General features: G+C 40.4%; 13 protein-coding genes. All 13 read left to right on the plus strand.

All coding sequences use genetic code 11. The features are described from left to right. The first annotated feature begins 24 nt into the window (after positions 1-24). The 13 genes from EGI05_RS00895 (at position 25) to EGI05_RS00955 (ending at position 24,405) form a co-directional block, all read left to right on the plus strand. Positions 25-2,508 carry a glycoside hydrolase family 95 protein gene (locus EGI05_RS00895; protein ID WP_123261197.1) on the plus strand — a complete coding sequence of 828 codons (2,484 nt, stop codon included), beginning with the start codon at positions 25-27 and terminating at the stop codon, positions 2,506-2,508. Between the two features lie 39 nt (positions 2,509-2,547). Continuing rightward, positions 2,548-4,266, plus strand: a complete 1,719-nt coding sequence (locus EGI05_RS00900; RefSeq protein ID WP_123261198.1) for a glycoside hydrolase family 43 protein — start codon at positions 2,548-2,550, stop codon at positions 4,264-4,266. A gap of 85 nt (positions 4,267-4,351) precedes the next feature. Beyond that, positions 4,352-5,959 (plus strand): glycoside hydrolase family 43 protein, encoded by a 1,608-nt coding sequence (locus EGI05_RS00905; protein WP_123261199.1) that lies wholly within the window; start codon positions 4,352-4,354, stop codon positions 5,957-5,959. A gap of 102 nt (positions 5,960-6,061) precedes the next feature. After that, positions 6,062-6,934, plus strand: a complete 873-nt coding sequence (locus EGI05_RS00910) for an alpha/beta hydrolase (RefSeq protein WP_123261200.1) — start codon at positions 6,062-6,064, stop codon at positions 6,932-6,934. A 45-nt stretch (positions 6,935-6,979) separates the two neighbouring features. After that, on the plus strand, positions 6,980-9,421 hold the full coding sequence (locus EGI05_RS00915) for a glycoside hydrolase family 31 protein (RefSeq protein ID WP_228428521.1): 2,442 nt from the start codon (positions 6,980-6,982) through the stop codon (positions 9,419-9,421). 17 nt (positions 9,422-9,438) lie between these two features. Continuing rightward, complete coding sequence (locus EGI05_RS00920; protein ID WP_123261201.1) at positions 9,439-10,806, plus strand: glycoside hydrolase family 43 protein; 1,368 nt, start codon at positions 9,439-9,441, stop codon at positions 10,804-10,806. Between the two features lie 10 nt (positions 10,807-10,816). Further along, the gene (locus EGI05_RS00925) at positions 10,817-12,844 is read left to right on the plus strand and encodes an NPCBM/NEW2 domain-containing protein (protein WP_228428522.1); all 2,028 of its coding nucleotides are present in this window, start codon (positions 10,817-10,819) and stop codon (positions 12,842-12,844) included. Between the two features lie 9 nt (positions 12,845-12,853). Then, positions 12,854-14,260: a glycoside hydrolase family 43 protein gene (locus EGI05_RS00930; protein ID WP_123261203.1), complete on the plus strand. Its 1,407-nt coding sequence runs from the start codon at positions 12,854-12,856 to the stop codon at positions 14,258-14,260. Between the two features lie 8 nt (positions 14,261-14,268). Continuing rightward, entirely contained in the window at positions 14,269-15,645 is a 1,377-nt protein-coding gene (locus EGI05_RS00935; protein ID WP_185144944.1) for a glycoside hydrolase family 43 protein, read from the plus strand. A gap of 3 nt (positions 15,646-15,648) precedes the next feature. Continuing rightward, positions 15,649-17,586, plus strand: coding sequence for a glycoside hydrolase family 97 protein (locus EGI05_RS00940; RefSeq protein WP_123261204.1), 1,938 nt, complete (start codon positions 15,649-15,651; stop codon positions 17,584-17,586). A gap of 49 nt (positions 17,587-17,635) precedes the next feature. Beyond that, on the plus strand, positions 17,636-18,856 hold the full coding sequence (locus EGI05_RS00945; protein WP_123261205.1) for an SGNH/GDSL hydrolase family protein: 1,221 nt from the start codon (positions 17,636-17,638) through the stop codon (positions 18,854-18,856). Positions 18,857-18,873: 17 nt separating this feature from the next. Next, positions 18,874-21,396: a glycosyl hydrolase 115 family protein gene (locus tag EGI05_RS00950; RefSeq protein ID WP_123261206.1), complete on the plus strand. Its 2,523-nt coding sequence runs from the start codon at positions 18,874-18,876 to the stop codon at positions 21,394-21,396. Between the two features lie 270 nt (positions 21,397-21,666). Further along, on the plus strand, positions 21,667-24,405 hold the full coding sequence (locus EGI05_RS00955; RefSeq protein WP_123261207.1) for a T9SS type A sorting domain-containing protein: 2,739 nt from the start codon (positions 21,667-21,669) through the stop codon (positions 24,403-24,405). The last annotated feature ends 6 nt before the right edge of the window (positions 24,406-24,411 follow it).

Here is a 24,411-nt window from a genome sequence, read left to right on the forward strand (position 1 = left end):
TAGTTTGAAATTTAAAAAGTAAAAATGAAATCCGGGCTTTACATGACCATAGGTCTTCTGATCAGTATATTTTCCTTTGCCCAGAAAGGAGGAAAGTATAAGCTGTGGTATGATAAACCCGCCAAACAATGGGTGGAAGCTTTACCAATAGGAAACGGAAAAATAGCGGCTATGGTGTATGGAGACCCTTATCAGGAAAGACTTCAGCTGAATGAAGGGACATTCTGGTCCGGAGGCCCTTCCCGAAATGATAATCAGGATGCTCCAAAAGTACTGGATTCCATCCGGTATTATATATTCAACGGAAACTATAAAAGAGCCCAGATCCTCACGGATAAAGGGCTAACAGCAAAAACAGTTCATGGTTCGGCATTTCAGAATATTGGTGATTTTACGCTGGATATGAATAATCTTAAGGATGTCAAAAATTATTACAGAAAACTGGACATTGAAAAAGCTATCACAACCACCACATTTACTTCTGATGGCATTAATTTTAAAAGAGAGGTTTTTGCCTCAATTCCTGATCATGTAATCATCATTAATTTAAGTTCGGACCACAAAAATGCATTGAATTTTACAGCGAAATTCAATAGTGAGCTTAAAAAGAACGTCAAAGCCATTGATGCCAATACTTTACAGATGGATGGGATTTCTTCCACATTAGATGGCATTCAGGGGCAGGTGAAATTCAATGCGCTGGCAAAGCTCATTGCCAAAGGCGGGAAAACTCGGATCTCAGAGGGCGGAATTTCAGTAAGCAATGCTCATGAGGTCATGATTCTTATTTCCATAGCAACTAATTTTACAGACTACAAAAATTTAAATACAGACGAAATTGTAAAGGCCAAAAAGTATATTGAAAAAGCGGCGCATAAAAATTTCAAAACTTTACTTCAAAATCATCTGATTGCTTACCAGAACTATTTCAAAAGAGTAGATCTGGACTTAGGAACTTCCGAAGCTGCAAAAAGTCCTACAGATGTCCGGATTAAAAATTTTGCAACGGGTTATGACCCGGAACTCATTTCATTATATTATCAGTTCGGGCGTTATCTCCTGATTTCTTCCTCTCAGCCTGGCGGGCAGCCTGCGAATTTGCAGGGGATCTGGAACAATTCCAACAAACCGGCCTGGGACAGCAAGTATACGATTAACATTAATACGGAAATGAATTACTGGCCGGCAGAAAAGACCAATCTTCCTGAAATGCATGAGCCCTTGATTCAGATGATAAAAGATTTGAGTGAAACCGGAAAAGAAACAGCAAAAGTAATGTACAACAGCCGAGGCTGGGTCGCACATCATAACACCGATATCTGGAGAATAACAGGGGTGGTGGATTTTGCCAATGCCGGAATGTGGCCAATGGGTGGAGCCTGGCTTTCACAGCATTTGTGGGAAAGATATTTGTACAGTGGGGATAAAAACTATTTGAGAACCATTTATCCTGTTCTGAAATCTGCAGCACAGTTCTATGAAGATTTCCTGATTGAAGAACCTACGCATCATTGGTTGGTAGCAAGCCCATCAATGTCTCCCGAAAATATTCCGCAGGGACACCAGGGAAGTGCTCTGGCAGCAGGAAATACAATGGATAACCAATTGATGTTCGACCTGTTCACCAAAACAAAAAAGGCGGCACAGATTCTCAATATAGATTCAGATAAAATTCAGGTCTGGAACACTATTATTTCAAAATTGCCACCGATGAAAATCGGAAGCTACGGACAATTGCAGGAATGGATGGAAGACCTGGACAATCCGGAGGACGATCACAGACACGTTTCCCATTTGTACGGATTATTTCCTTCCAACCAGATCAGTCCCTTTACCACACCGGAATTGCTGGACGCTTCGAGAACCGTACTCATTCACCGTGGAGATGTATCCACAGGCTGGTCAATGGGCTGGAAAGTCAATCTTTGGGCTAAATTATTAGATGGAAATCACGCTAATAAATTAATCAAAGATCAGTTAACGCTGGTAGAAAAGGACGGGTGGAATACCAAAGGCGGAACGTATCCAAATCTTTTCGATGCACATCCGCCATTCCAGATTGATGGAAATTTCGGCTGTGCTTCCGGGATTACCGAAATGCTTCTGCAGACTCAAAACGGTTTTATCGATATTCTTCCCGCGCTTCCGGAAGAGTGGAAAAGAGGTAGGATTTCCGGACTGAAAACGTATGGAGGTTTCGAAGTCAGTGTTACCTGGGAAAACAACAAAGCTAAAGAAATCACCATAAAATCCGGATTGGGAGGAAACTGCAGAATAAGGCTTCCGAATGGAATGCAGCTTTCCGGAAATACAAAACTGAAAAAGGCAGAAGGTAAAAACCCGAATTCTTTATTTGAAATTACGGAAACTCCGAAACCGTTGATTTCTGACAAGGCAAAATTGAATCCTGTTGAAATTAAAACCGATCTTATCTATGATTTCCCGACTGAAGCAGGGAAGGTGTACACATTAAGATGGAGTAATAAAAGCTCTGAAGGAACAATTTAAAATTAAATCTATTACAATAAAAAACTAAAAAATCTATATATGAAAATGAGTCTAATGAATTCTGTTTTTTTAAGAAATAAAACCCATGTTATTGCAGTGGCAGCTTTACTTTCCATCAGTAACATCTCTGCACAGACTTTTTCCGACTTCAGCTACCATGGAAACGACAAAATATATAATGACAACCCTCTTAAACCGGGTGAGTTCTATTCCCCGATTTTACAGGGTTGTTATCCCGATCCAAGCATCACCAAAAAAGGCGACAATTATTACTTGGTAAACTCTTCTTTCTCAATGTTTCCGGGCGTTCCGATTTTCACTTCCAAAGATTTGGTCAATTGGAAGCAGGTTGGGCACGTTCTCGACAGACCTTCTCAGCTTAAGGTGGAAAAAGGAGGCGTTTCGCAGGGGATTTATGCGCCTGATATCAAATATAACAAGTACAACGACACGTTTTATATGATTACCACGCAGATCGCAGGCGGAGTCGGGAATATGGTCGTAAAAACCAAAGATCCGGCAAAAGGATGGAGCGAAGTTCAGAAACTGAATTTTGATGGTATTGATCCTGCTATTTTCTTTGATGATGATGGAAAAGCTTACATTGTTCATAACGATGCGCCACCAAAAGGAACCGAACAATACAATGGCCACCGCGTTATAAAAATGTGGGATTACGATCTGGAAAAAGATCAGGTTGTTGCAGGTTCAGACAGAATTATTGTAAACGGTGGAGTCGACCTTTCTCAAAAACCCATTTGGATTGAAGGTCCGCATTTGTACAAATACAAAGGGAAATATTACCTGATGTGTGCAGAAGGCGGAACCGGAGGCAATCATAGCGAAGTGATTTTTATGGCAGATTCTCCGAAAGGGCCGTTTGTTCCCGCTAAAAATAATCCAATTCTTACGCAAAGATATTTTCCGAGAGACCGAAAAGAAAAAGTGGATTGGGCTGGTCACGCAGATTTGGTGGAAGGTCCGAACGGACAATGGTATGGCGTATTTTTAGCAATTCGTCCGAATGTCAACAATCGTGTTACCAAAGGCCGTGAAACTTTCATTCTTCCTGTAGATTGGAGCGGAACGTATCCTGTATTCCAAAATGGCCTGGTTCCGATGAAACCAAAATTGAAAATGCCGCAGGGCGTTCAGAATCAAACTGGGCAAAATGGATTTTTTCCGAACGGAAACTTTACTTATAACGATAAATTAACCGATAAAAATCTCGATTTCCGATGGATTGCGATGCGCGGACCGCGTGAGAATTTCATTACTGCCACGAAAAATGGCGTAAAAGTGAATCCTATGGAGACTAATATCAAAGCATTGGCTCCAGTTTCGGCATTATTCCACAGATTGCAGCACGAAGATTTTGAAACGTCGGTAACGCTTGATTTCAAGCCTAAATCAGAAAAAGAATTGGCCGGGATCACTTGTTACCAAAGCGAAAGATTCAATTACGTTTTTGGAATTACCAAAAAAGATAAAGATTTCTACATCGTTTTGGAAAGAACAGAAAAAGGCGAATCAAAATTGATAGCAAGCGAAAAAATTTCACTTGCAAAGAGTATCAAATTTCAGGTTACAGGAGAAAAAGATGAAATCAGTTTCAATTATTCTTTGGACGGCAAAAATTTCAAAAATCTTGGCGGGCCGGTTTCAGGAGATATACTTTCTACTGATGTAGCGGGAGGTTTTACAGGAAGCCTTATCGGACTGTACAGTACCTCTTCCAATGATATTGTACTGCAATAGCAGGACATTAGAAAAGATACTTAGTGACAAAGATTAAGTGTTTTAAAATGAAAAACTAAGAGTAAAACCAAACACCACATATATTTTGAAAATCAAAAAGTCTTATATAGTTTCTTTTTTGGGGTTTATCGGGCTGAATCTTCTTTCAGCCCAGGTAAACTCTTCCGGAAAACAGAATACAGCATTTACTAACCCCATCATCTGGGCAGATGCACCGGATTTATCCATTACCAGAAACGGAAATGATTTTTACCTGATTAGTACCACTATGCATCTGATGCCAGGAGCACCGGTAATGCATTCCAGGGATCTGGTACATTGGGAAATGTCCGGGTATGTTTTCGATACTTTGAATGACAACTCGAAATATGATTTATTGAAAGGAACCGTTTACGGCAGAGGCCAATGGGCTTCTTCAATCCGCTATCATAAAGGGAAATACTACGTTTTGTTTTCTCCGAATGATGAACCTTTCAAATCTTATTTCTATGTGACTGATCATCCCGAAAAAGGAAAATGGAAACTCATCACCAGAACACGGCATTTTCATGATGCGTCTTTGTTTTTTGATGATGATGACAGGATATATGTTTTCACTTCCAATAAAGTTTTTGAACTGAGTCCTGATTTTAAGGAAGTTATCGGAAATCCGGATGGAACTGAGGTATTTCAGAAAGATGCTTCGGAAACCGGGCTTCTGGAGGGAAATCAGATCATCAAAAGAAACGGGAAATATTATATGATGATGATATCCTGGCCAAGAAACGGAAAACGCCGTCAGGTAGTCTACAGAGCAGATAAAGTGACAGGTCCTTACGAGAAAAAAGTAATTCTGGAAGATAATTTTTTAGGATTCTCCTATGCAGGTCAGGGCGCTTTGATAGATGATAAAAACGGAAACTGGTATTCTCTTATTTTCCAGGACAGAAACGGAGTGGGACGCGTTCCGCTGCTTCTGCCTGTTCAATGGGAAAATGACTGGCCGGTATTGGGAGACAACGGAAAAGTTCCTTTAAAAGGAGAAGTTCCGCTTCCGCCATTCAAACCCAAAAATCATTTGGTGGAAAGCGATGAGTTCTCTGATAAAACAATGAAAATCCAGTGGCAATGGAATCATAATCCGGTGAATGAAGCGTGGTCTTTATCTGAAAGAAAAGGTTTTCTGAGACTGAAAACCAGCAGAGTGGTGGACAATCTGTACGCAGCACCCAATACTTTGACCCAGAGAATGGAAGGTCCAACCTCTTCAGCGGTTGTCGCAATGGATCTAAAAGGAATGAAAGATGGAGATGTAGCGGGTTTCAGTGCCTTCAACGGGGATTCCGGGATCTTGTCAGTAGTGAAGGAAGGTAATGAAAAATTCATCGTTTTTTCAACCAATGAAGTGAGCCTGGACAATAAAACAAAATCCATTACAGGGGTTAAAAAAGAAGAAAAAAAACGAGTTCCTCTCAATTCTGATAAAGTTTTTCTGCGTATCGATGCCGATTTTAACCTCGGGAAAGATCTTGCAGACTTTTATTACAGTACTGATCAGAAAAACTGGACAGAAATGGCAAAAGACTATAAAATGATCTTTGATTACCGGAGATTCTTTATGGGTTCGAAATTCGCAGTTTTTAATTATGCCACTAAAAATACCGGAGGCTTTGTAGATGTAGATTTTTTCAGAGTCAGTGAAGCTGGAAAATAAGAATCAAAAGCAGAGAAAAGTCTGCTGTAAACAGTTAAGTAAAATAATACGCTATTATTTTTTTATCTGAAATAATAAGTATTAAAAATACAAATAAAAATCATGAATAAATCAGTTATATTGGCTTTAGGACTTGTTTTGTCGGGAATGTTTGTTTCCGCACAAACTCTTGATAAACAGGCACCGCAGGGTTTCGATGTGGAAAATGCTGCTATTTCCCACGGAAAAATTGACACGATTCAATATCCGTCAAAAACTGTTGGAACAACAAGAAAAGCTTTAATTTACACACCGCCGGGATTCAAAAAAAGGGAAAAATATCCTGTTCTTTACCTTCTTCACGGCATTGGAGGAGATGAAAAAGAGTGGTTCAGAAACGGAACTCCGCAAATTATTTTAGATAATCTGTATGCCAAAGGAAAGCTTACTCCAATGATCGTAGTGCTTCCCAACGGAAGGGCAATGAAAGACGATAGGGCAACCGGCGATATCATGGCAAAAGATAAAGTGGAGGCTTTTGCAACATTTGAGAAAGACCTGCTGAATGATCTTATTCCTTTTATTGAAAAAAGATATCCGGTTAAAAAAGACCGAAATGACAGAGCCATTGCCGGACTTTCTATGGGAGGCGGACAGACATTGAATTTTGGGTTGGGAAATATAGAGAGGTTCGCATGGGTAGGTGCTTTTTCCGCAGCTCCGAATACCAAAGAGCCTCAACTACTCCTCCCGGATCCATCCAAAGCTAAAGAATTAAAGCTTCTCTGGATTTCATGTGGAGATCAGGACAGACTGATGCCTTTCAGCAAAAGAACAAGCGACTATCTTACAGAAAACAAGATCCCACATATTTTTTATATAGAGCCGGGCGGTCACGATTTCAAAGTTTGGAAAAATGATCTGTATCTGTTTTCACAACTGCTTTTCAAACCAGTAAAACAGGAAGAAGTTAACCTTATTCTAAAATCAGAATAAATACGAATTACTTTAAAAACTTAATATCACCATAATCCATAAACAATGAATTTCAGCAAAATAACCAGTAAAGTATTCATCATCACGGGTGTAATACTAGTAGGAAATACCTATGCACAGTCCTACAGGAAAACAGATTCCGGATTAAGCTTTTCCGCAGGGAATATAGCTGTTGAAATAAAATTGTATGGTGAAAATACGATTAGGATTATTAAGTATCCAGTTGGCAAATCATTTATCAAAAATAGTTTGTCGGTCATTAAACAGGAACAGAAAATCAAATTCTCAGTTTCAGAAAAAAATAATGTTATTTCATTAAAAACAAACGACCTGCTACTTTCCATTAATACTAAAAATGGAGTGATCACTTATGCATTGCCATCCGGAAAAGAGCTTTTGAAAGAAACTGCAAATGATTTCAAGCCATTCAATGATGCCGGAACACAGACCTATTCTGTGAGGCAGGATTTTCAGCTTGAAAAAGACGAGCCGATCTACGGTCTGGGAATTCTGCAAAACGGAAAAATGTCCCAGCGGAATACCGATGTAAAAATGATTCAGAATAATACCTGGGATTTTGTGCCTTTTTTCCAGTCTGTAAAAGGATATGGCGTTTTTTGGGACAACTATTCACCGACACAATTTACGGATACGCCTCAGAAAACATCTTTCTCATCTGAAGTGGGAGACGGTATTGATTATTACTTTATCTACGGTAAAAATGCAGATGGAGTAGTTGCCGGGATGCGTGATCTTACAGGAACTGTACCCATGCTTCCTTTATGGACATATGGCTTCTGGCAAAGCAAAGAACGTTACAAAAGCCAGGATGAACTGACAGAGGTAGTTAAAAAATACCGAGATCTGAAAGTTCCTTTAGACGGAATCATACAGGATTGGCAATACTGGGGAAACAATTATCAGTGGAACGCCATGGACTTCATCAGTCCTGATTTTCCGAATGCTAAGAAAATGGTACAGGAGATCCATGACATGAACGCTCACCTTTCGGTTTCCATCTGGTCGTCGTTTGGACCAATGACCAAACAGTACCGTGAAATGGATTCAAAGGGTATGCTTTTTAATATCAGCACGTGGCCTGAATCAGGTCGTGATGTCTGGCCTCCGGATATGAATTATCCTTCCGGTGTCCGTGTTTATGATGCGTATAATCCTGAAGCCAGAAATATTTATTGGAAATATCTCAACAAAGGCGTTTTCAGTCTAGGTGTAGATTCCTGGTGGATGGACTCAACAGAACCTGATCATCTCAGCCAGAAAGCAGAAGATCTGGACACTAAAACCTCCCTTGGCTCATTCAGAAAAGTAAGAAACGCTTATCCGTTGATGACGGTAGGTGGTGTTTATGACCATCAGCGTGAAACCACCAATGATAAAAGGGTTTTTATTTTAACAAGGTCAGCTTTTGCGGGCCAGCAGCGATATGCAGCCAATACATGGTCTGGTGATGTCAATTCTTCCTGGGAATCATTGCGCAATCAGGTACCGGCAGGATTGAATTTCAGTCTTACCGGAAATCCCAATTTCAATTCTGACATCGGAGGTTTCTTTGCTGGTGTGTATAAAAGAAATGGGGGCTCAAATAATCCAATGTTCCAGGAATTGTATGTCCGATGGCTGCAATATGGAACCTTTACACCAATGATGCGCTCACATGGAACTGATGTTGCGAGAGAAATTTATCAGTTTGGGAATAAAGGAGACATTGTGTATGATGCGATAGAAAAATTCATCAGACTGCGTTACAGTATGTTACCGTATATCTATTCTGTTTCCCATGATGTTTCAAAAAATGGGTCAAGCTTTATGAGAGCCCTTTCCATGGATTTTCTTTCAGACAAAAAAACATGGGATATCAATAATGAATATCTTTTTGGAAAATCATTTTTGGTGGTACCGATTCTCAATGCTCAATATACCCCTGAAAAGACAGTTAAAACCGATGAAAATGAAGGCTGGAATAAAACCGACGGCAATAAGGATAATTCGGTTTCCAATATAGATTTTACTCAAAATAAAAGCGTGAAAGTTTACCTTCCGGAAGGAGCGGATTGGTTTGACTTCTGGACCAATGAAAAATATAATGGAGGGAAGGAAATTCAGAAATTTGTTAATCTTCAGACTATTCCTTTGTATGTAAAAGCAGGAAGCATCATTCCGTTGGGACCTGATGTACAATATGCAACTGAAAAAAAATGGGATCATCTTACCATAAAAGTTTATCCGGGAAGCGATACTGATTTTATTTTATATGAAGATGAATTCGATAACTATAATTATGAAAAAGGAGCCTATACAGAAATACCTTTTCACTGGAACGAAAAATCAAAAACACTCACGATAAGTGACCGGAAAGGTAAATACAAAGGAATGATTGAGACCAGGAGTTTTAATCTGATTCTTCCTGATGGTCAGCAGAAAACGATAAATTATTCCGGGCAAAAAACAGATATTCATTTTAAATAAACTTAAAATATTGGAGTATGAAAAATTTAAGTTTGATAATAGCATTGGGATTTTTCCAGATTTCCTTCGCTCAAAATCCGATCATCCAAACTAAGTATACTGCAGACCCTGCACCAATGGTTTACAGAGACACGGTTTTTCTTTACACCAGCCATGACGAAGATGATGCGTTTGGTTTTAAAATGAAAAACTGGCTGCTTTACACTTCTGTTGATATGGTCAATTGGACTGATCATGGAATAGTAGCTTCTTTAAAAGATTTCAAATGGACCGATCCTGAAAACGGAGCCTGGGCTCCTCAGGTGATCGAAAGAAACGGTAAGTTTTATATGTATTGTCCGATGCCTGGACAAAGAGGAATCGGGGTTTTAGTGGCCGACAGTCCGTATGGTCCATTCAAAGATCCCATAGGAAAACCTCTGGTTAAAAATTCAGGTGATGATATAGACCCTACTGTTCTGATTGATGACGACGGCCAAGCGTACCTTTATTGGGGGAACCCTAATCTTTGGTATGTTAAGCTGAATGAAGATATGATTTCCGTAAATGGAGATGTCGTAAAAGATCCTTCAATAGCTAAAGTGAAAGGTTCGCCGGACCCGTTTCATTATCAGGAAGGACCTTGGGTTTGGAAAAGAAATAACCATTATTATCTGGCTTATGCCTCTACTTGTTGCCCAGAAGGGATGGGCTATGCGATGAGCAAATCCGCAACCGGTCCCTGGGAATTTAAGGGAATGATAATGGACAGTGACAGGCGTTCCAATGGAAACCATCCGGGAATTATTGATTATAAAGGGAAAACTTATGTTTTCGGATTCAATTATAATATCGGGAAACAGACAATGAGTAAACATTACGAACGCCGCTCTGTTTGCCTAAGCGAAATGAAATACAATGCTGACGGGACTATCCAGAAATTACCTTTTTGGAACCCTGAAGGCGTGAAAAGAATTGCGGCACTCAACCCGTACAGCAGAGTAGAAGCGGAAACCATTGCATTCAGCGAAGGTTTGAAAACCGAAAAAATGACCGAGTGGGAAAGAAATAATCCTTATGATACAGGCAAAAAAATCACCGATAGAATGGTCGTTTCATCCATCAACAACGGAGATTATCTAAAAGTTCAGGGTGTGGATTTTTCTAAAGGAACTCAATCGATAGAAGTTTCAGTAGCAGCATTGTATGGGGGAAATATAGAAATTCATGCTGATGCGATTGACGGACCGGTTTTAGGAATTGTAAAAGTAACAGGAAAAGCAGAAGGTGACATTTTCAAAACCATTAAAACACCTGTGAAAGCTGTTACAGGTATTCATGATCTGTACTTCGTATTCAGAGGAGATAGAGACCTGTTCTATTTCGACTGGTGGAAGTTTAATTAAATCCGTTTAAATGATGTTGAAGAATACATTTTTAATTGCAGGAATTACTTTGCTTTCCTTTACTGCTTCCAAAGCTCAGTCAGTCGTCTGGCTGGATAAACTTGACTTGAGCGTGGCAACTCAAGGGCACGGAAAGCCGGGAGTTAATACTTCTGTAGACGGAAAAAAACTGACCATCGCCGGAGAAACATTTAACAGAGGTTTTGGAACACACGCTGAAAGTTCCTTACTGATTACATTAAACGGAAAAGTCAAAAAATTCTCAGCTTTAGTAGGAATAGATGATGAGATCAAAGGCCAGAATCCCGCTGCCGAATTTGAAATTTACGGTGACAACAAAAAACTTTGGTCTAGCGGGGTAATGAAATTAGGCGATAAAGCAAAGCCTGTTTCCGTTTCGCTGGAAGGTGTAAAACAATTAGAATTAGTCGTAACAGACGGCGGAAATGGACCTTATTATGATCATGCCGACTGGGTCAATGCAAAATTTGAAACAACGGACGGTACAAAACTGATAACATTTAACCCGATTTCATCAGTACCTTATATTTTGACGCCAAAACCTGGGGCAATTCCAAAAATTAATTCAGCAGGCGTTTACGGAGTTCGTCCTGGCTCACCTTTTTTGTTCAGGGTTGCAGCAACGGGTGACAGGCCAATGACTTTTACGGCGAAAAATCTTCCGAAAGGTTTAACAATAGATTCACAGACCGGAATCATCACTGGAAAAATAGATTCTAAAGGAAGTTATGAAGTGACTTTGAATGCTAAAAATACAAAAGGTTCAGCTTCAAAAAAATTAAAAATAGAATGTGGAGACAGAATCGCTCTCACACCTACAATGGGCTGGAATAGCTGGAACTGCTTCGGACATGAAGTTTCTGCTGACAAAGTGAAACGTGCTGCAGATGCCCTTATAAAGTCAGGACTGATCAATCACGGCTGGAATTATATCAATATCGATGATTCCTGGCAGTATAACAGAGATGGAAAAGACCCTTCATTCCACGGAAAAATGCGTGATGAAAATGGGTATATCCTGACCAATTCAAAATTTCCTAATATGAAAGGCCTTGCAGATTATATTCATGACAATGGTTTGAAGATGGGGATTTATTCTTCCCCCGGTCCATGGACCTGTGGCGGATGTACCGGAAGCTACGGTTACGAAAAAAAGGATGCTGAAAGCTATACCAAATGGGGCGTTGATTACCTTAAATACGATTGGTGCAGTTATGGTGGTGTGATTGACGGGCTTCCGGATGATGATCCCGGTAAAGTTCCTTCTCTTGCCTTTCAAGGAGGCGGGGATTTGGATAAAGGCGTGAAACCATTCAAACTGATGGGAAGCCTTTTGAAGCAGCAGCCAAGAGATATAGTGTATAACCTCTGCCAGTACGGAATGGGCGATGTATGGAAGTGGGGTGATGAGGTCAATGCGCAATCCTGGCGTACCACCAACGATATTACAGATACCTGGTCAAGCGTAAAGAATATTGCTCTTGCTCAGGATAAAGCGGCTCCTTTTGCGAAACCCGGAAAACGGAACGATCCGGATATGCTGGTTGTTGGCGTTGTCGGTTGGGGAAATCCACATCAGAGTCGGTTGAAGCCCGATGAACAATATCTTCATATGAGTCTGTGGAGCATTTTTTCAGCTCCATTACTGATTGGCTGTGACCTTGAGAAACTGGATGATTTCACCTTAAATCTTCTGACTAATGACGAAGTTATCGCCGTCAATCAGGATGTTTTGGGAAAACAAGGTGTTTGTTTGCAGACCATTGGTGAGCTGAGAATTTATGTCAAAGAACTGGAAGACGGAGGCAAAGCGGTGGCTTTTGCCAATTTTGGAAGAGAGAAAGTGACGCTGTCGTATAAAGATTTCAAAAAATTAGGGATTTCCGGTGTTCAAGCGGTTCGTGACCTTTGGAGGCAGAAAGATATTGCGAAAATCAATACCGATAAAAAAAGTCTTCCATTGGACATTCCGGCACATGGCGTTGCCTATTATAAATTCATTTCATTCAAAGAATAAGATTACAATATGAATCAGCGAAACTTAAAATATATCACACTTTCTTTTCTGTTGGCAGGGATTGGTATTTCTGCGCAGAATCCGGTTATTCAGACCCACTTTACGCCAGATCCGGCTCCCATGGTCTATAAAGGAAAAATGTATGTGTATACAGGGGATGATCAGCCGGGATTTGATTTTTATACGATGACCAAATGGCGGGTGTATTCTACGGAAGATATGGTCAATTATACAGACCATGGTTCTCCCATTTCTTTAGAGTCTTTCAGCTGGGCGCGGGACAGAGCGTGGGCAGCGCAGTGTATTGAAAGAAACGGTAAATTCTACTGGTATATCTGTGCACAGACTGTTGACAACAATATGGCTATTGGGGTGGCGGTGTCTGACAGTCCTACCGGGCCGTTCAAAGATGCTTTGGGAAAACCTCTGATTTCAACCGGAACCTGGGATAATATTGACCCGACGGTTTTTATAGATGATGACGGACAGGCTTATCTGTATTGGGGAAACAGTAAATTATTTTATGTGAAACTCAATAAAGATATGACTTCCTATCAAGGGAAAATCACAGAAATTCCGCAATCGGCAGAAGCTTTCGGTGGACTGAGACGTCCCGGAAAAGCTGATGAAGTTCTGCAAAAGCAGGAAAAATTTGATGATGTGTACGTAGAAGGACCATGGCTTTACAAGCGCAACAATCAATACTATATGATGTATGCAGGAATGACTGGAAGAACAGAATGCTTATCCTATTCAACCAGCCCTTCACCAATTGGGCCATGGAAATATCAGGGGAAAATAATGACTGATCAGCCGACCAACAGCTTTACCAACCATGGCGGAATTATCGATTTCAAAGGAAAGTCCTACCTGTTTTATCATACCGGATTATTGCCGGCCGGAGGAAGCTATGGACGCTCAACTGCTGTAGAAGAATTCAGATATAATGCTGACGGAACTATTCCGAAGGTCACAATGACCAAAGAAGGTGTACCTCCGGCAGGAACTTTAAATCCATATCAGAGAACCGAAGCCGAAACTATGGCATGGTCGGAAAAATGCAGCACTTCCGAAAACAGGAAAACCGGAGTATATGTCTCTGATGCCAGAACCGGAGGGTATATCAAAGTCCGTTCGGTGGATTTTGGAAAAGGTACTTCTGCTTTTTCAGCTTCCGTTGCTGCAGGAATTGACGGCGGCATTCTGGAAGTGCATCTGGATGATGTTAAAGGACCGAAAATAGCCGAGATTGAAATTCCGAGAACCGGTGGCTGGGAAGAATTTAAAACCCTGACCACAAAAATTTCAGAATCTGTTTCCGGTGTTCACGATGTCTATTTTGTGTTCCAGGGGAAAAATATTACGGCAGGAAGAAAGTTATTTAATTTCGATTACTGGAGCTTTCAGAAAAAATAAAACTGACTATGAAAAATACAATACAATATATACTGGGGCTTTGTTTGATAGGCTTTTCCGAAGGCTTATCAGCTCAGAACCCAATTATTCAGACTAACTATACTGCAGACCCTGCACCGATGGTCTACAATGACAGGCTGTATGTGTATACCACACACGATGAAGACGATTCCACCTGGTTTACCATGAACGACTGGAAAGTGTATTCCACCAACGATATGGTGAACTGGACAGACCATGGGACAATTCTCTCGTATAAAGATTTCGACTGGGCAAAACGCGATGCCTGGGCTGCACAATGCATAGAAAGAAACGGAAAGTTTTTTATATATGTTCCGATGTGGTCTAAAACCAGTAACAAAGGCGCTATAGGGGTTGCTGTTGGTGATAGTCCGTTGGGTCCTTTTCATGATCCGCTAGGAAAACCTCTCGTTCAGAGTGAATGGGGGGATATTGATCCCACAGTTTTTGTGGATGATGAAGGACAGGCTCATATGTATTGGGGAAATCCTAAGCTTAAATACGTAAAGCTGAATGAAGATATGATTTCCTATTCCGGAAATATTGTAGAAATTCCGATGACAGAAGAATCATTTGGCAAAAGAGATGGGAAACCCAATCCGGAAAGACCCACAAAATACGAGGAAGGCCCGTGGCTGTACAAAAGAAAAAACCTGTATTATCTTTTCTGGCCGGGAGGTCCGCTTCCTGAATTCATAGGATATTCTACAGGTAAAACAGCACAGGGACCCTGGAAATATGGAGGAATTGTAATGCCTGCTGAAGGGAAGTCATTCACCAATCATCCCGGTGTTATTGATTTCCGGGGAAAAACCTATTTCTTTTATCATAATGGTGCATTGCCGGGCGGAAGCGGTTTTACAAGATCGATAAGTCTGGAAGAGCTTACATTCAATAAAGACGGTTCCATTTCACCATTTAAAATGACTAACGGAATTACAAAAGCTATAGCAGCAGTTAATCCTTATTCGTTCAATCAGGCGGAAATGATTGCATGGTCGGAAAATGTAAAATCATATCAGAATAAAGAGGCAGGTGTTTTCATCAAGGCAAAGAAAAATGGGGCTTTTACCAGTGTAAAGAATGTGGATTTCCGAAAAAAAGGAGCTAGTGCTTTCTCTGCAAGGGTCGGAACTACCCATAACAGTGACGTCACAATGACCATTCATTTGGATGCTGTGAACGGACCGGTTGCCGCGACGGTAGAGGTTCCGATGACTGGTGGAGATGACCGCTGGGAAACCGTAAAAGTTCAGATGGCTGAAAAGATTACCGGTATTCATGATCTGTACTTTGTATTCAATGGAAAAGCCTCAACAGATATTATGTATTTCGATTACTGGACCTTTCTTGAAAATAATTGAGTTATGAGAAAAAAAGTTTTATATGTTTTATTCAGTTTATTCCTGATCAGCAAAAGCTTTGCGCAGGTAGCAGAAATTTCAAGTCCGGACGGACATCTGAAGCTTCAGGTTTTTTCAGAAGAGGGAAAAGCATCGTATAATGTTATCCTTCAGGGAAAGACAATGCTTGAAAAATCCCCACTGGGCCTGGTAACCAACGAGTCCGATTTTTCAAAGAATCTGACATTTACTGACAGCCAAAAAGATGTTGTTTCTAAGAAATACACAAACGAAAAAATCAAAAAATCTGAGATTGATTATAAAGCCAATACTTTATCGGTTAATTTCATCAATGCAGACCAACACCAGATAGGCATTGAATTTCAGGTGAGCAACAACAATATTGCTTTCCGTTATAATATTCCACCGATGAAAGAACGGCTGAGTGTTGTGGTACAGTCAGAAACCACAGGGTACAGATTCCCGTCACAAACCACTACTTTTCTTTCACCTATGATGAAGCCGATGACGGGATTTGCCCGCACAGCGCCAAGTTATGAAAGTGGCTATAAAGCAGATGCTGAACTGGGAATATCATCTGATTACGGGTACGTTTTCCCTGGTCTTTTTCATATCGGAAATGAGGGCTGGGTGTTGCTTTCCGAGACAGGAGTGAACAGTACGTATTGTGCTTCACACCTTGAAACCACAGCAGAAAAAAATCTTTACAAAGTAGCTTATCCGAACATTGCTGAAAATAACGGTTTCGGAAGTACCGGAGCAGCTGTTTCTCTTCCCGGAAAGACACCGTGGAGAACAATTACAGTAGGCAGCTCCCTGAAACCCATCGTAGAAACTACCATTCCTTTTGATGTGGTAGATCCGATGTATGAGCCTTCACAGGAGTATCAGTTCGGAAAATCTACCTGGAGCTGGATTCTTTGGCAGGACAAAAGCATGAACTATGATGATCAGGTGAAATTCATAGACCTTGCTGCTGCTTTGAAATATCAGTTTATTCTTATTGATGCGCTTTGGGATAAAAATATAGGGAAAGACCGTATGAGAGAGCTTATTCAATATGCAAAATCAAAAAATGTCGGGGTATTGCTTTGGTATAATTCCAACGGAGCAGCCAATGACGCACCGATGGGACCGAGAAATAAAATGAGTTCATCCGTTGAACGGAAAAAGGAAATGAAATGGCTGAAAGAAGCAGGCGTAAAAGGACTGAAAGTAGATTTCTTCGGAGGAGACAAACAGGAAACCATGCGTCTTTACGAAGATATTCTGTCGGATGCCAATGATTACGGATTAACCATTATTTTCCATGGAGCCACTGTCCCGAGAGGTTGGGAAGTAATGTACCCGAATTATGCAGGAAGCGAAGCCGTTCTTGCCTCAGAAATGCTTTATTTCTCAGAAGATGTACGGAAACAGGAAGCTTTTTTTGCCACACTTCATCCTTTTATCAGAAATATAGTGGGAAGTATGGAATTCGGAGGTGCTTTCCTCAATACGTATTTAACGGAATCCAACAGAGACAAAAATAAAAGGCATACCACAGATGGCTTTCAGCTGGCTACAGCAGTCCTGTTTCAGAATCCCGTTCAGATGTTTGGTATCATGCCGAATAACCTGACCGATGCTCCGGAATTTCAGCTCAGCTTTATGAAAGAAGTTCCGACACTTTGGGATGAAACAGTTTTCATAGACGGTTATCCCGGGAAATATGCTGTGGTTGCGAGAAGACATGTGGATCAATGGTATGTGGCAGGCGTAAATGCGGAGAAGCAATCCCAGAAACTGAAGATAAAACTTCCGATGTTCGCCGGGAAAAACTTGAAGTATATCAATGATGATGCAAAAGGAAACACATCAGAGAAAGAAGTAAAAGTGAATAAAAAAGGGGATTTTACGATTGAAATTCAGCCGAACGGAGGATTTGTATTGAAAAATTAAGAATTGGTCAATATCCAGAGAGTTTGAGAAAAACGAAAAAACAGAAAAAATGCACTTCAAAAACTTATACATCTTTATCATTTCGGGATTTTTGGTTTCCTGCTCTTCCTCACAGAGTCTGGAAAAGCAGCCATCCAAAGGCCGGTGGCTCACCACCTGGGCAACGGCTCCCCAATTGGTGGAACCCAAAAATCTTCCACCGGAACCGGGGCTTTCGGGGAACACCCTGCGTCAGATTGTGCGTGTATCTGTGGGTGGGAAAAAATTACGGTTACGTTTTTCCAATAGGTACTCTACAGACAGCCTTGCAGTAAAAGCCGTTTCTATTGCCGTGCCGTCCGATAGCAGCAATGTGGATGCAAGTACCATCAGATCATTAACATTTGAGAAGAAAAACAATTTTAAAATTGCTCCCGGATCTGATATTTATTCTGATGAGGTGAACTTTAATCTGAAGCCTAATTCGCTGCTGGCCATTACGATTTCCTATGCAAAAGTAACCCAATCTGTCACCGGGCATCCGGGTTCAAGAACAACCTCTTTTATTGTTAAAGGTGAGCAAGTGAGTTCAGCAGTATTTAAAGATCCTGTAAAAACAGATCATTGGTATTCGCTTTTTAACATCGATGTAAAGGCCGGTGAACCATCGTATGCGGTGGCTATTATGGGAAATTCCATTACCGACGGAAGAGGATCGGGAACCAACAGACAGAATCGCTGGCCGGATATTTTTTCGCAGCGGTTACTGGCAAATCCTTCAACCAGGAATGTAAGTGTCCTTAATTTCGGGATTGGGGGGAATTGTGTGGTGCGCGGTGGTTTAGGGCCTACGGCATTAGAGCGTTTCGATTATAACATCCTCAATCAGCAGGGCGTAAAATGGTTGATCATTCTGGAAGGAGTGAATGATCTGGGAGGAACAAGAGATCCTGATGATGCTTCCAAAAGAGCAGAAGAACTGATTGCCGCTTACCAGGTGATGATCGATAAGGCACATGCTAACGGACTCAAAGTGTACGGAGCAACGATTCTTCCTTTCGGAAAGTCATTCTATGACAAACCTTTCCGTATCGAGGCATGGAAAAAAGTAAACGATTGGATCAGGAACAGCGGGAAGTTTGATGCCGTCATCGATTTTTCAAAACAAATGCAAAGTGAAAATCCGGAGGTCATCTTAAACGATATGCACGATCATGATTTCCTTCATCCCAATGAAGCCGGCTACAGGAGAATGGGAGAATTTGTTGATCTGAACTTATTTAAAAATTAAAATCAAAAAGATATAGTATGAATTTTACAAAAAACATTTCGCTGTTTCTTACATTGTTGTTTATATTTTTTGTAAAAGCAGCCGAACCTTTTATTTCTTTTGCTAAGACAGAAAATTCAATAGTATTGAAAGAGTACAATTCAGGTTTGATGCTGCTTTCGGATAGCGATTCGGATAAAGGAATTCTGCGTGCCGTTGCGAATCTTCAATCCGATTTTCAAAAAGTAACCGGTGTTCAACCTCATCTTGTTTCCCAAAACTCTGGTGTGAACGGAATGATCATCATTATTGGTGAAGCAGGTAAAAGCAAGACCATTGATGATTTAATCAGGCAAAAAAAACTGGATGGAAAAGCATTAACAGGGAAAAGAGAAAAATATATCATTCAGAATATCAGCAATCCTTTTCCGGGCGTTTCTGAAGCTATCGTGATTGCAGGTAGTGATAAAAGGGGAACAATTTATGGAATTTATGAAATGTCTCAGCAGATAGGTGTTTCACCTTGGTATTATTGGGCAGATGTTCCGGTTGAGAAAAAAGAAAATGTATACTTTAAAAAAGGAATTTATACAGACGGAGAGCCTGCTGTAGAGTATCGTGGTATTTTCCTTAATGATGAAGAGCCCTCGTTGGGAGGCTGGGCCAGAGCAACCTTTGGTGGAGTAAACAGTAAGTTTTATGAAAAAGTTTTTGAGTTGATCCTGCGACTCAAAGGAAACTATATCTGGCCGGCAATGTGGGGAAAGGCATTCTATGACGATGATCCTCTTAGCGGGCCGTTAGCCAATGAAATGGGTATTGTCATGGGAACTTCCCACCATGAGCCTATGGCTTTGGCACAAACCGATTGGCACAGGTATATCAAAAAAAATAATCTCCCGAATGTCTGGGATTATGCCAAAAATGCGGAAGTTTTACAAAAATTCTGGAAATCCGGAATGGAGAGAAGCAAAAACTGGGAAAAACTCGTTACAGTAGGAATGCGGGGTGATGGTGACGAAGCAATGGGAGAGGGAACCAATATTTCCCTGCTGGAGAAAATTGTAAAAGACCAGCGTAAAATCATCGCTGAGGTTACCGGAAAAAAAGCTGAGAAAACACCTCAGGTCTGGGCATTGTATAAAGAAGTTCAGGACTACTATGATAAAGGAATGAGGGTTCCGGATGATGTTATTCTGCTTTTCTGTGATGATAACTGGGGAAATGTAAGAAAGCTTCCTGATCTTTCAAAACCTTTGCATAAAGGAGGCTATGGAATCTATTACCACTTCGATTATGTGGGCGGGCCGAGAAACTCCAAATGGATTAATATCAGTCCCATCCAAAGAGTCTGGGAACAGATGAACCTTTCCTATGAACATAAAGTAGATAAGCTCTGGATCGTCAATGTTGGAGATTTAAAACCTATGGAGTTTCCGATCAGTTTTTTCCTGGAAATGGCCTGGAATCCACAGCAGTTTAATGCTAAAAATCTTTTGGAATATACTGAGAAATGGGCAGTCCAGCAGTTTGGAGAAAAACACGCAAAAGAAATTGCCAGAATGATTAATCTGTATTCCAAATACAACAGAAGAGTAACTCCTGAAACCCTTGACGGTAAAACATACAGTCTTCAGAATTACCATGAATTTGAAACGGTTTTAAATGATTACAGAGCATTGGCCGTAGAAGCTTTACGGTTAAAAGAACAGATTCCCGCCGAATATCAGGATGCTTATTATCAGCTGGTTCTGTACCCGATTGATGCATGCAGCAATTTATACGAAATGTATTATGCTGTGGCAAAAAACAGGGAACTGGCAGCGAAAAAAGATCCGGAAGCCAATTTTTACGCAGATAAAGTGAAGGCATGTTTTGAAAGAAACACTTATCTGGATAATCAGTACAATAATGTGATCGCTGGTGGGAAATGGAAGCATATGATGGATCAGATGAGGATAGGATATAAAAGCTGGGCAGACGGCAAAGAAAATATAATGCCTGAAGTTACCTATATTTCCGAAGCCGAGGTTCCCAAAGAAAAGATATTTCAGGAGAAAAACGGCTACGTGTCTATTGAAGCGGAAAACTTTGCAAGAATGCATCAATCAGACAGAATCCATTGGGAAGTGATTCCTGATTTCGGAAAAACAAAGTCGGGAGTGACAACATTTCCGCAGAATGCGTATCCCAAAAGCGATGAAAGTATCTGGCTGGAATATGATATTAACTTTGAATCCAAAGGAGAGTTTGAAGTCCAGCTATTATTAGCTCCAACTTTAAATTTTAATCATAATAAAGGATTGCGTTACGAAATTTCTTTTGACAACGAAACTCCACAAATTGTCAACTTTAACGGCCATTATAAAGGAGAATTGGGAAGATGGCAGTCCGAACATGTCATTAAATCTGCTACAAAGCATTCAATTCAGCAGGCAGGAAAACACACGTTACGTTTCAGAGTGCTGGAACCCGGCATTGTCCTTGAAAAGATACTGATCAACACCGGAGGCTTAAAGCCTTCGTACCTGGGAGCTCCCGAAAGCGAAATGCTTCACTAAATGACCAAATACTGATCACAAATAACATTTTAATTATGAAAAACTAATCTTAATTCACATTCCAATCTGAAATACAGTTCCCAAACAGAGAATGAAGAGAAAGAACAGCGGATGATTTTGTAAACAGCTTTATTTAACAGATCGCTGCCTGATAGTATTCAGGGTGTTTTCCTGATGGTTTTTTGAAAATTAAACTGTCTTGATGGGGAATCTATTGCCCTTACTTTAATTGTTTTCAATCAAAATCATGAATATTTAAACCAAAACATTATGAGAAAAATTTTAAGTCTTGTCAACATTCATTCTATATGCTTGTTTTTCAGTTGTCTGTTGCATGGACAGCTTACTACTGTAAAAATTGATAAGAACATATCTTATCAGAAAATAAAAGGATTCGGGGGATTTGTCTGCAGTCCTCAGTTTGCCTATAATCATATGTCTACATCAGAAATTCAGACGCTTTGGGGAGCTTCCAGTGAAGGTGGATATAATATTATGAGATTATATATTCCCGAAAATAGCAGCAACTGGAGTTCTGTACTGGCTACAGCACAGCTCGCCAAATCTATGGGACTTACCATTTTTGCCTCGCCATGGACAATGCCTGCAGCCTGGAAAACCAATAACCATGTAAATGCTGTGTATACTGACGCCAACGGAGTACAGCAGATAGGATATTTGAAACCGGAAAATTATCAGGATTATGCGCTTTATCTTAACAGCTTTGTTACCTATCTCCAGAACAATGGAGTAGAGCTTGATTATATTTCAATCCAGAATGAGCCGGATGAAATGGCGCAGTATCAGGGATGTATCTGGACGCCTGCACAGATTGCTACTTTCATCAAGAATTACGGACAGCTTATCAATTGTAAAGTGATTGCCCCGGAAAGTGTGGGATTTACGGATAATTTTGCGAGTGCTTTGCTGGATCCTGCGGCAATGGCCAATTTTGAAGTGTATGGAGGGCATCAATATGGGCTTATGCAGTCTACCTACAAACAATTCCAGAATTACAACAAAGAAATCTGGCAGACAGAATATCTGATCAACTGGAATTCTTCATCCACCCAGCCGGCACGTGATTTTAGCTGGAATATAGATGCATTTACCTTTGCCAGCAGTGTCAACAATGCATTATTGGGTAATGTCAATGCTTGGATTCATTATTCTGCCAAACGTTATTATGGCTTAATGGGTGACGGAACCTATGGAACTCCCGCAGGTGTAATGACCAAAAGAGGCTATATCCTTTCACATTATGCCAAATACACAACAGGAAAGACGAGAATAGAAGCTAAATGGGATGACAAAACAGGTGTTTTACAAGGCTCTTCCTACATTTCGCAGGATGGAAATCAGGTTGTTCTTATGGTTATTAATCCTTCTCAGAACTCCTATAGTTTAAAGGTTGATCTGCCTTTTTACACGACTTCAGGAACAAAAGTATTGACCAATACACAATCCAATATGGTGAGCACACCTATTTCTTTGAGTACGGCAACATTCCGGCCTACCGCTGATATCAGCCCTTCCAGTGTCATGACATTTGTTTTTAATAAAAGTGGTGACAGACCTGCTTCTCTCATGACAGGCGGTGATATTCATTATAATAAAATTGAAACACAAACTCCTACCAGTGCAGTTTTTGGTACAGGATTCAATATAAGCAATACAACGGTGACGTTCTCTAATCCAAGTCCTCTTATCAGTAATAATATGACTGCGGCTAACGGATATCTTCAGCTTAATGACAGGTACAATAAATTGATCCTGCATGTAAACAGCTATACAACAGCCGGACAAAGCTATTCGGACAATACGACTTTATACTATATCAACAGCCAAGGAGTAACGAAATCATATAATTATGGGAAGATTAATTTTCCACAAGGAGGAAACTTCGATATCACATTAGATATTTCAAGACAGGTGCTTACGGACGGATGCAAAGGAATTTTAGGACTGAGAAATTCTAACTACAGCTCTGTACTGACGCTTAATCTGGGAGATGTTTATTTCAATGTGGGGAATGAAATTGCTTCTAAATTCGGAGGAACCTATTCCGCAAGTGACAGCTATCTCATGGATGCACTGGAAAACGGTTATTATACTTCAGTAGATTTCAGAAATGTAGCAGGGGTTACTTCCTCCAATAACTGGCAGCCTATGAGCGCCAATACAAACAGTATCTATTATGTGAATTCCAATGTAAGCTCATCTGCCAATAATGTGATTTCAGGTGCAACTTGTTCAAATCTTGTCCTTTCCGGTCAGGGTATGGATTTTCAGGTGCCGTTTAACTTCACAGCCAATGCTGCTTCTTACAGCCGTATATTTAATGGCTACGACGTGTTGCTCTTACCATTTGAGGCTATTATTCCATCTGGAGTTACTGCTTATACTATGTCACCCGGAGCAAACAATATCAGCTGTACCGCAATTTCAAACGGGATCATTCCTGCAAATACTCCGGTAATCATCAATGCTACAGGAAATATTACTTTCAACGGTTCAGGAAATGTTTCCACGCCCAAAGCAATCACAGTCAATCAGATAAACGGGGTTTACCAGAGCATCAAAGTTCCGGCTAATGCCTATGTGCTGAAAACAGAAAACGGAGTAACAGGCTTCTATAAAGTAACTGCAGGAAGTGAGCCTGCAATAGGATCTTTCAAAGCATATCTTACAGAAGAGAATACTTATTCTGCCAACATTCTTCCTTTAAATTTCGGATCGTTAAGCACCAGAAATATTTCTGCTGAAGTTAAAAAAGAGCATGTGAAAATATATCCTAATCCGGTAAAAGCAGATCTTTTCATTGATTCTGATTGTTCAGAAGCTACTGCCGCCATTTTTGACGGAAGAGGAAGTGTCATCAGATCCGGATTGAAAATAAATTCAGGGAAAAACCATATCAATGTGGGAGATTTCCCGGATGGTATTTACTTTATTGAGATTACTCAAAAAAATACTACAATAGTAAAACAAAAATTTATCAAAGAGTAAATTGAA

It is taken from the genome of Chryseobacterium daecheongense, assembly GCF_003729955.1.
Classification (GTDB): Bacteria; Bacteroidota; Bacteroidia; order Flavobacteriales; family Weeksellaceae; genus Chryseobacterium; species Chryseobacterium daecheongense.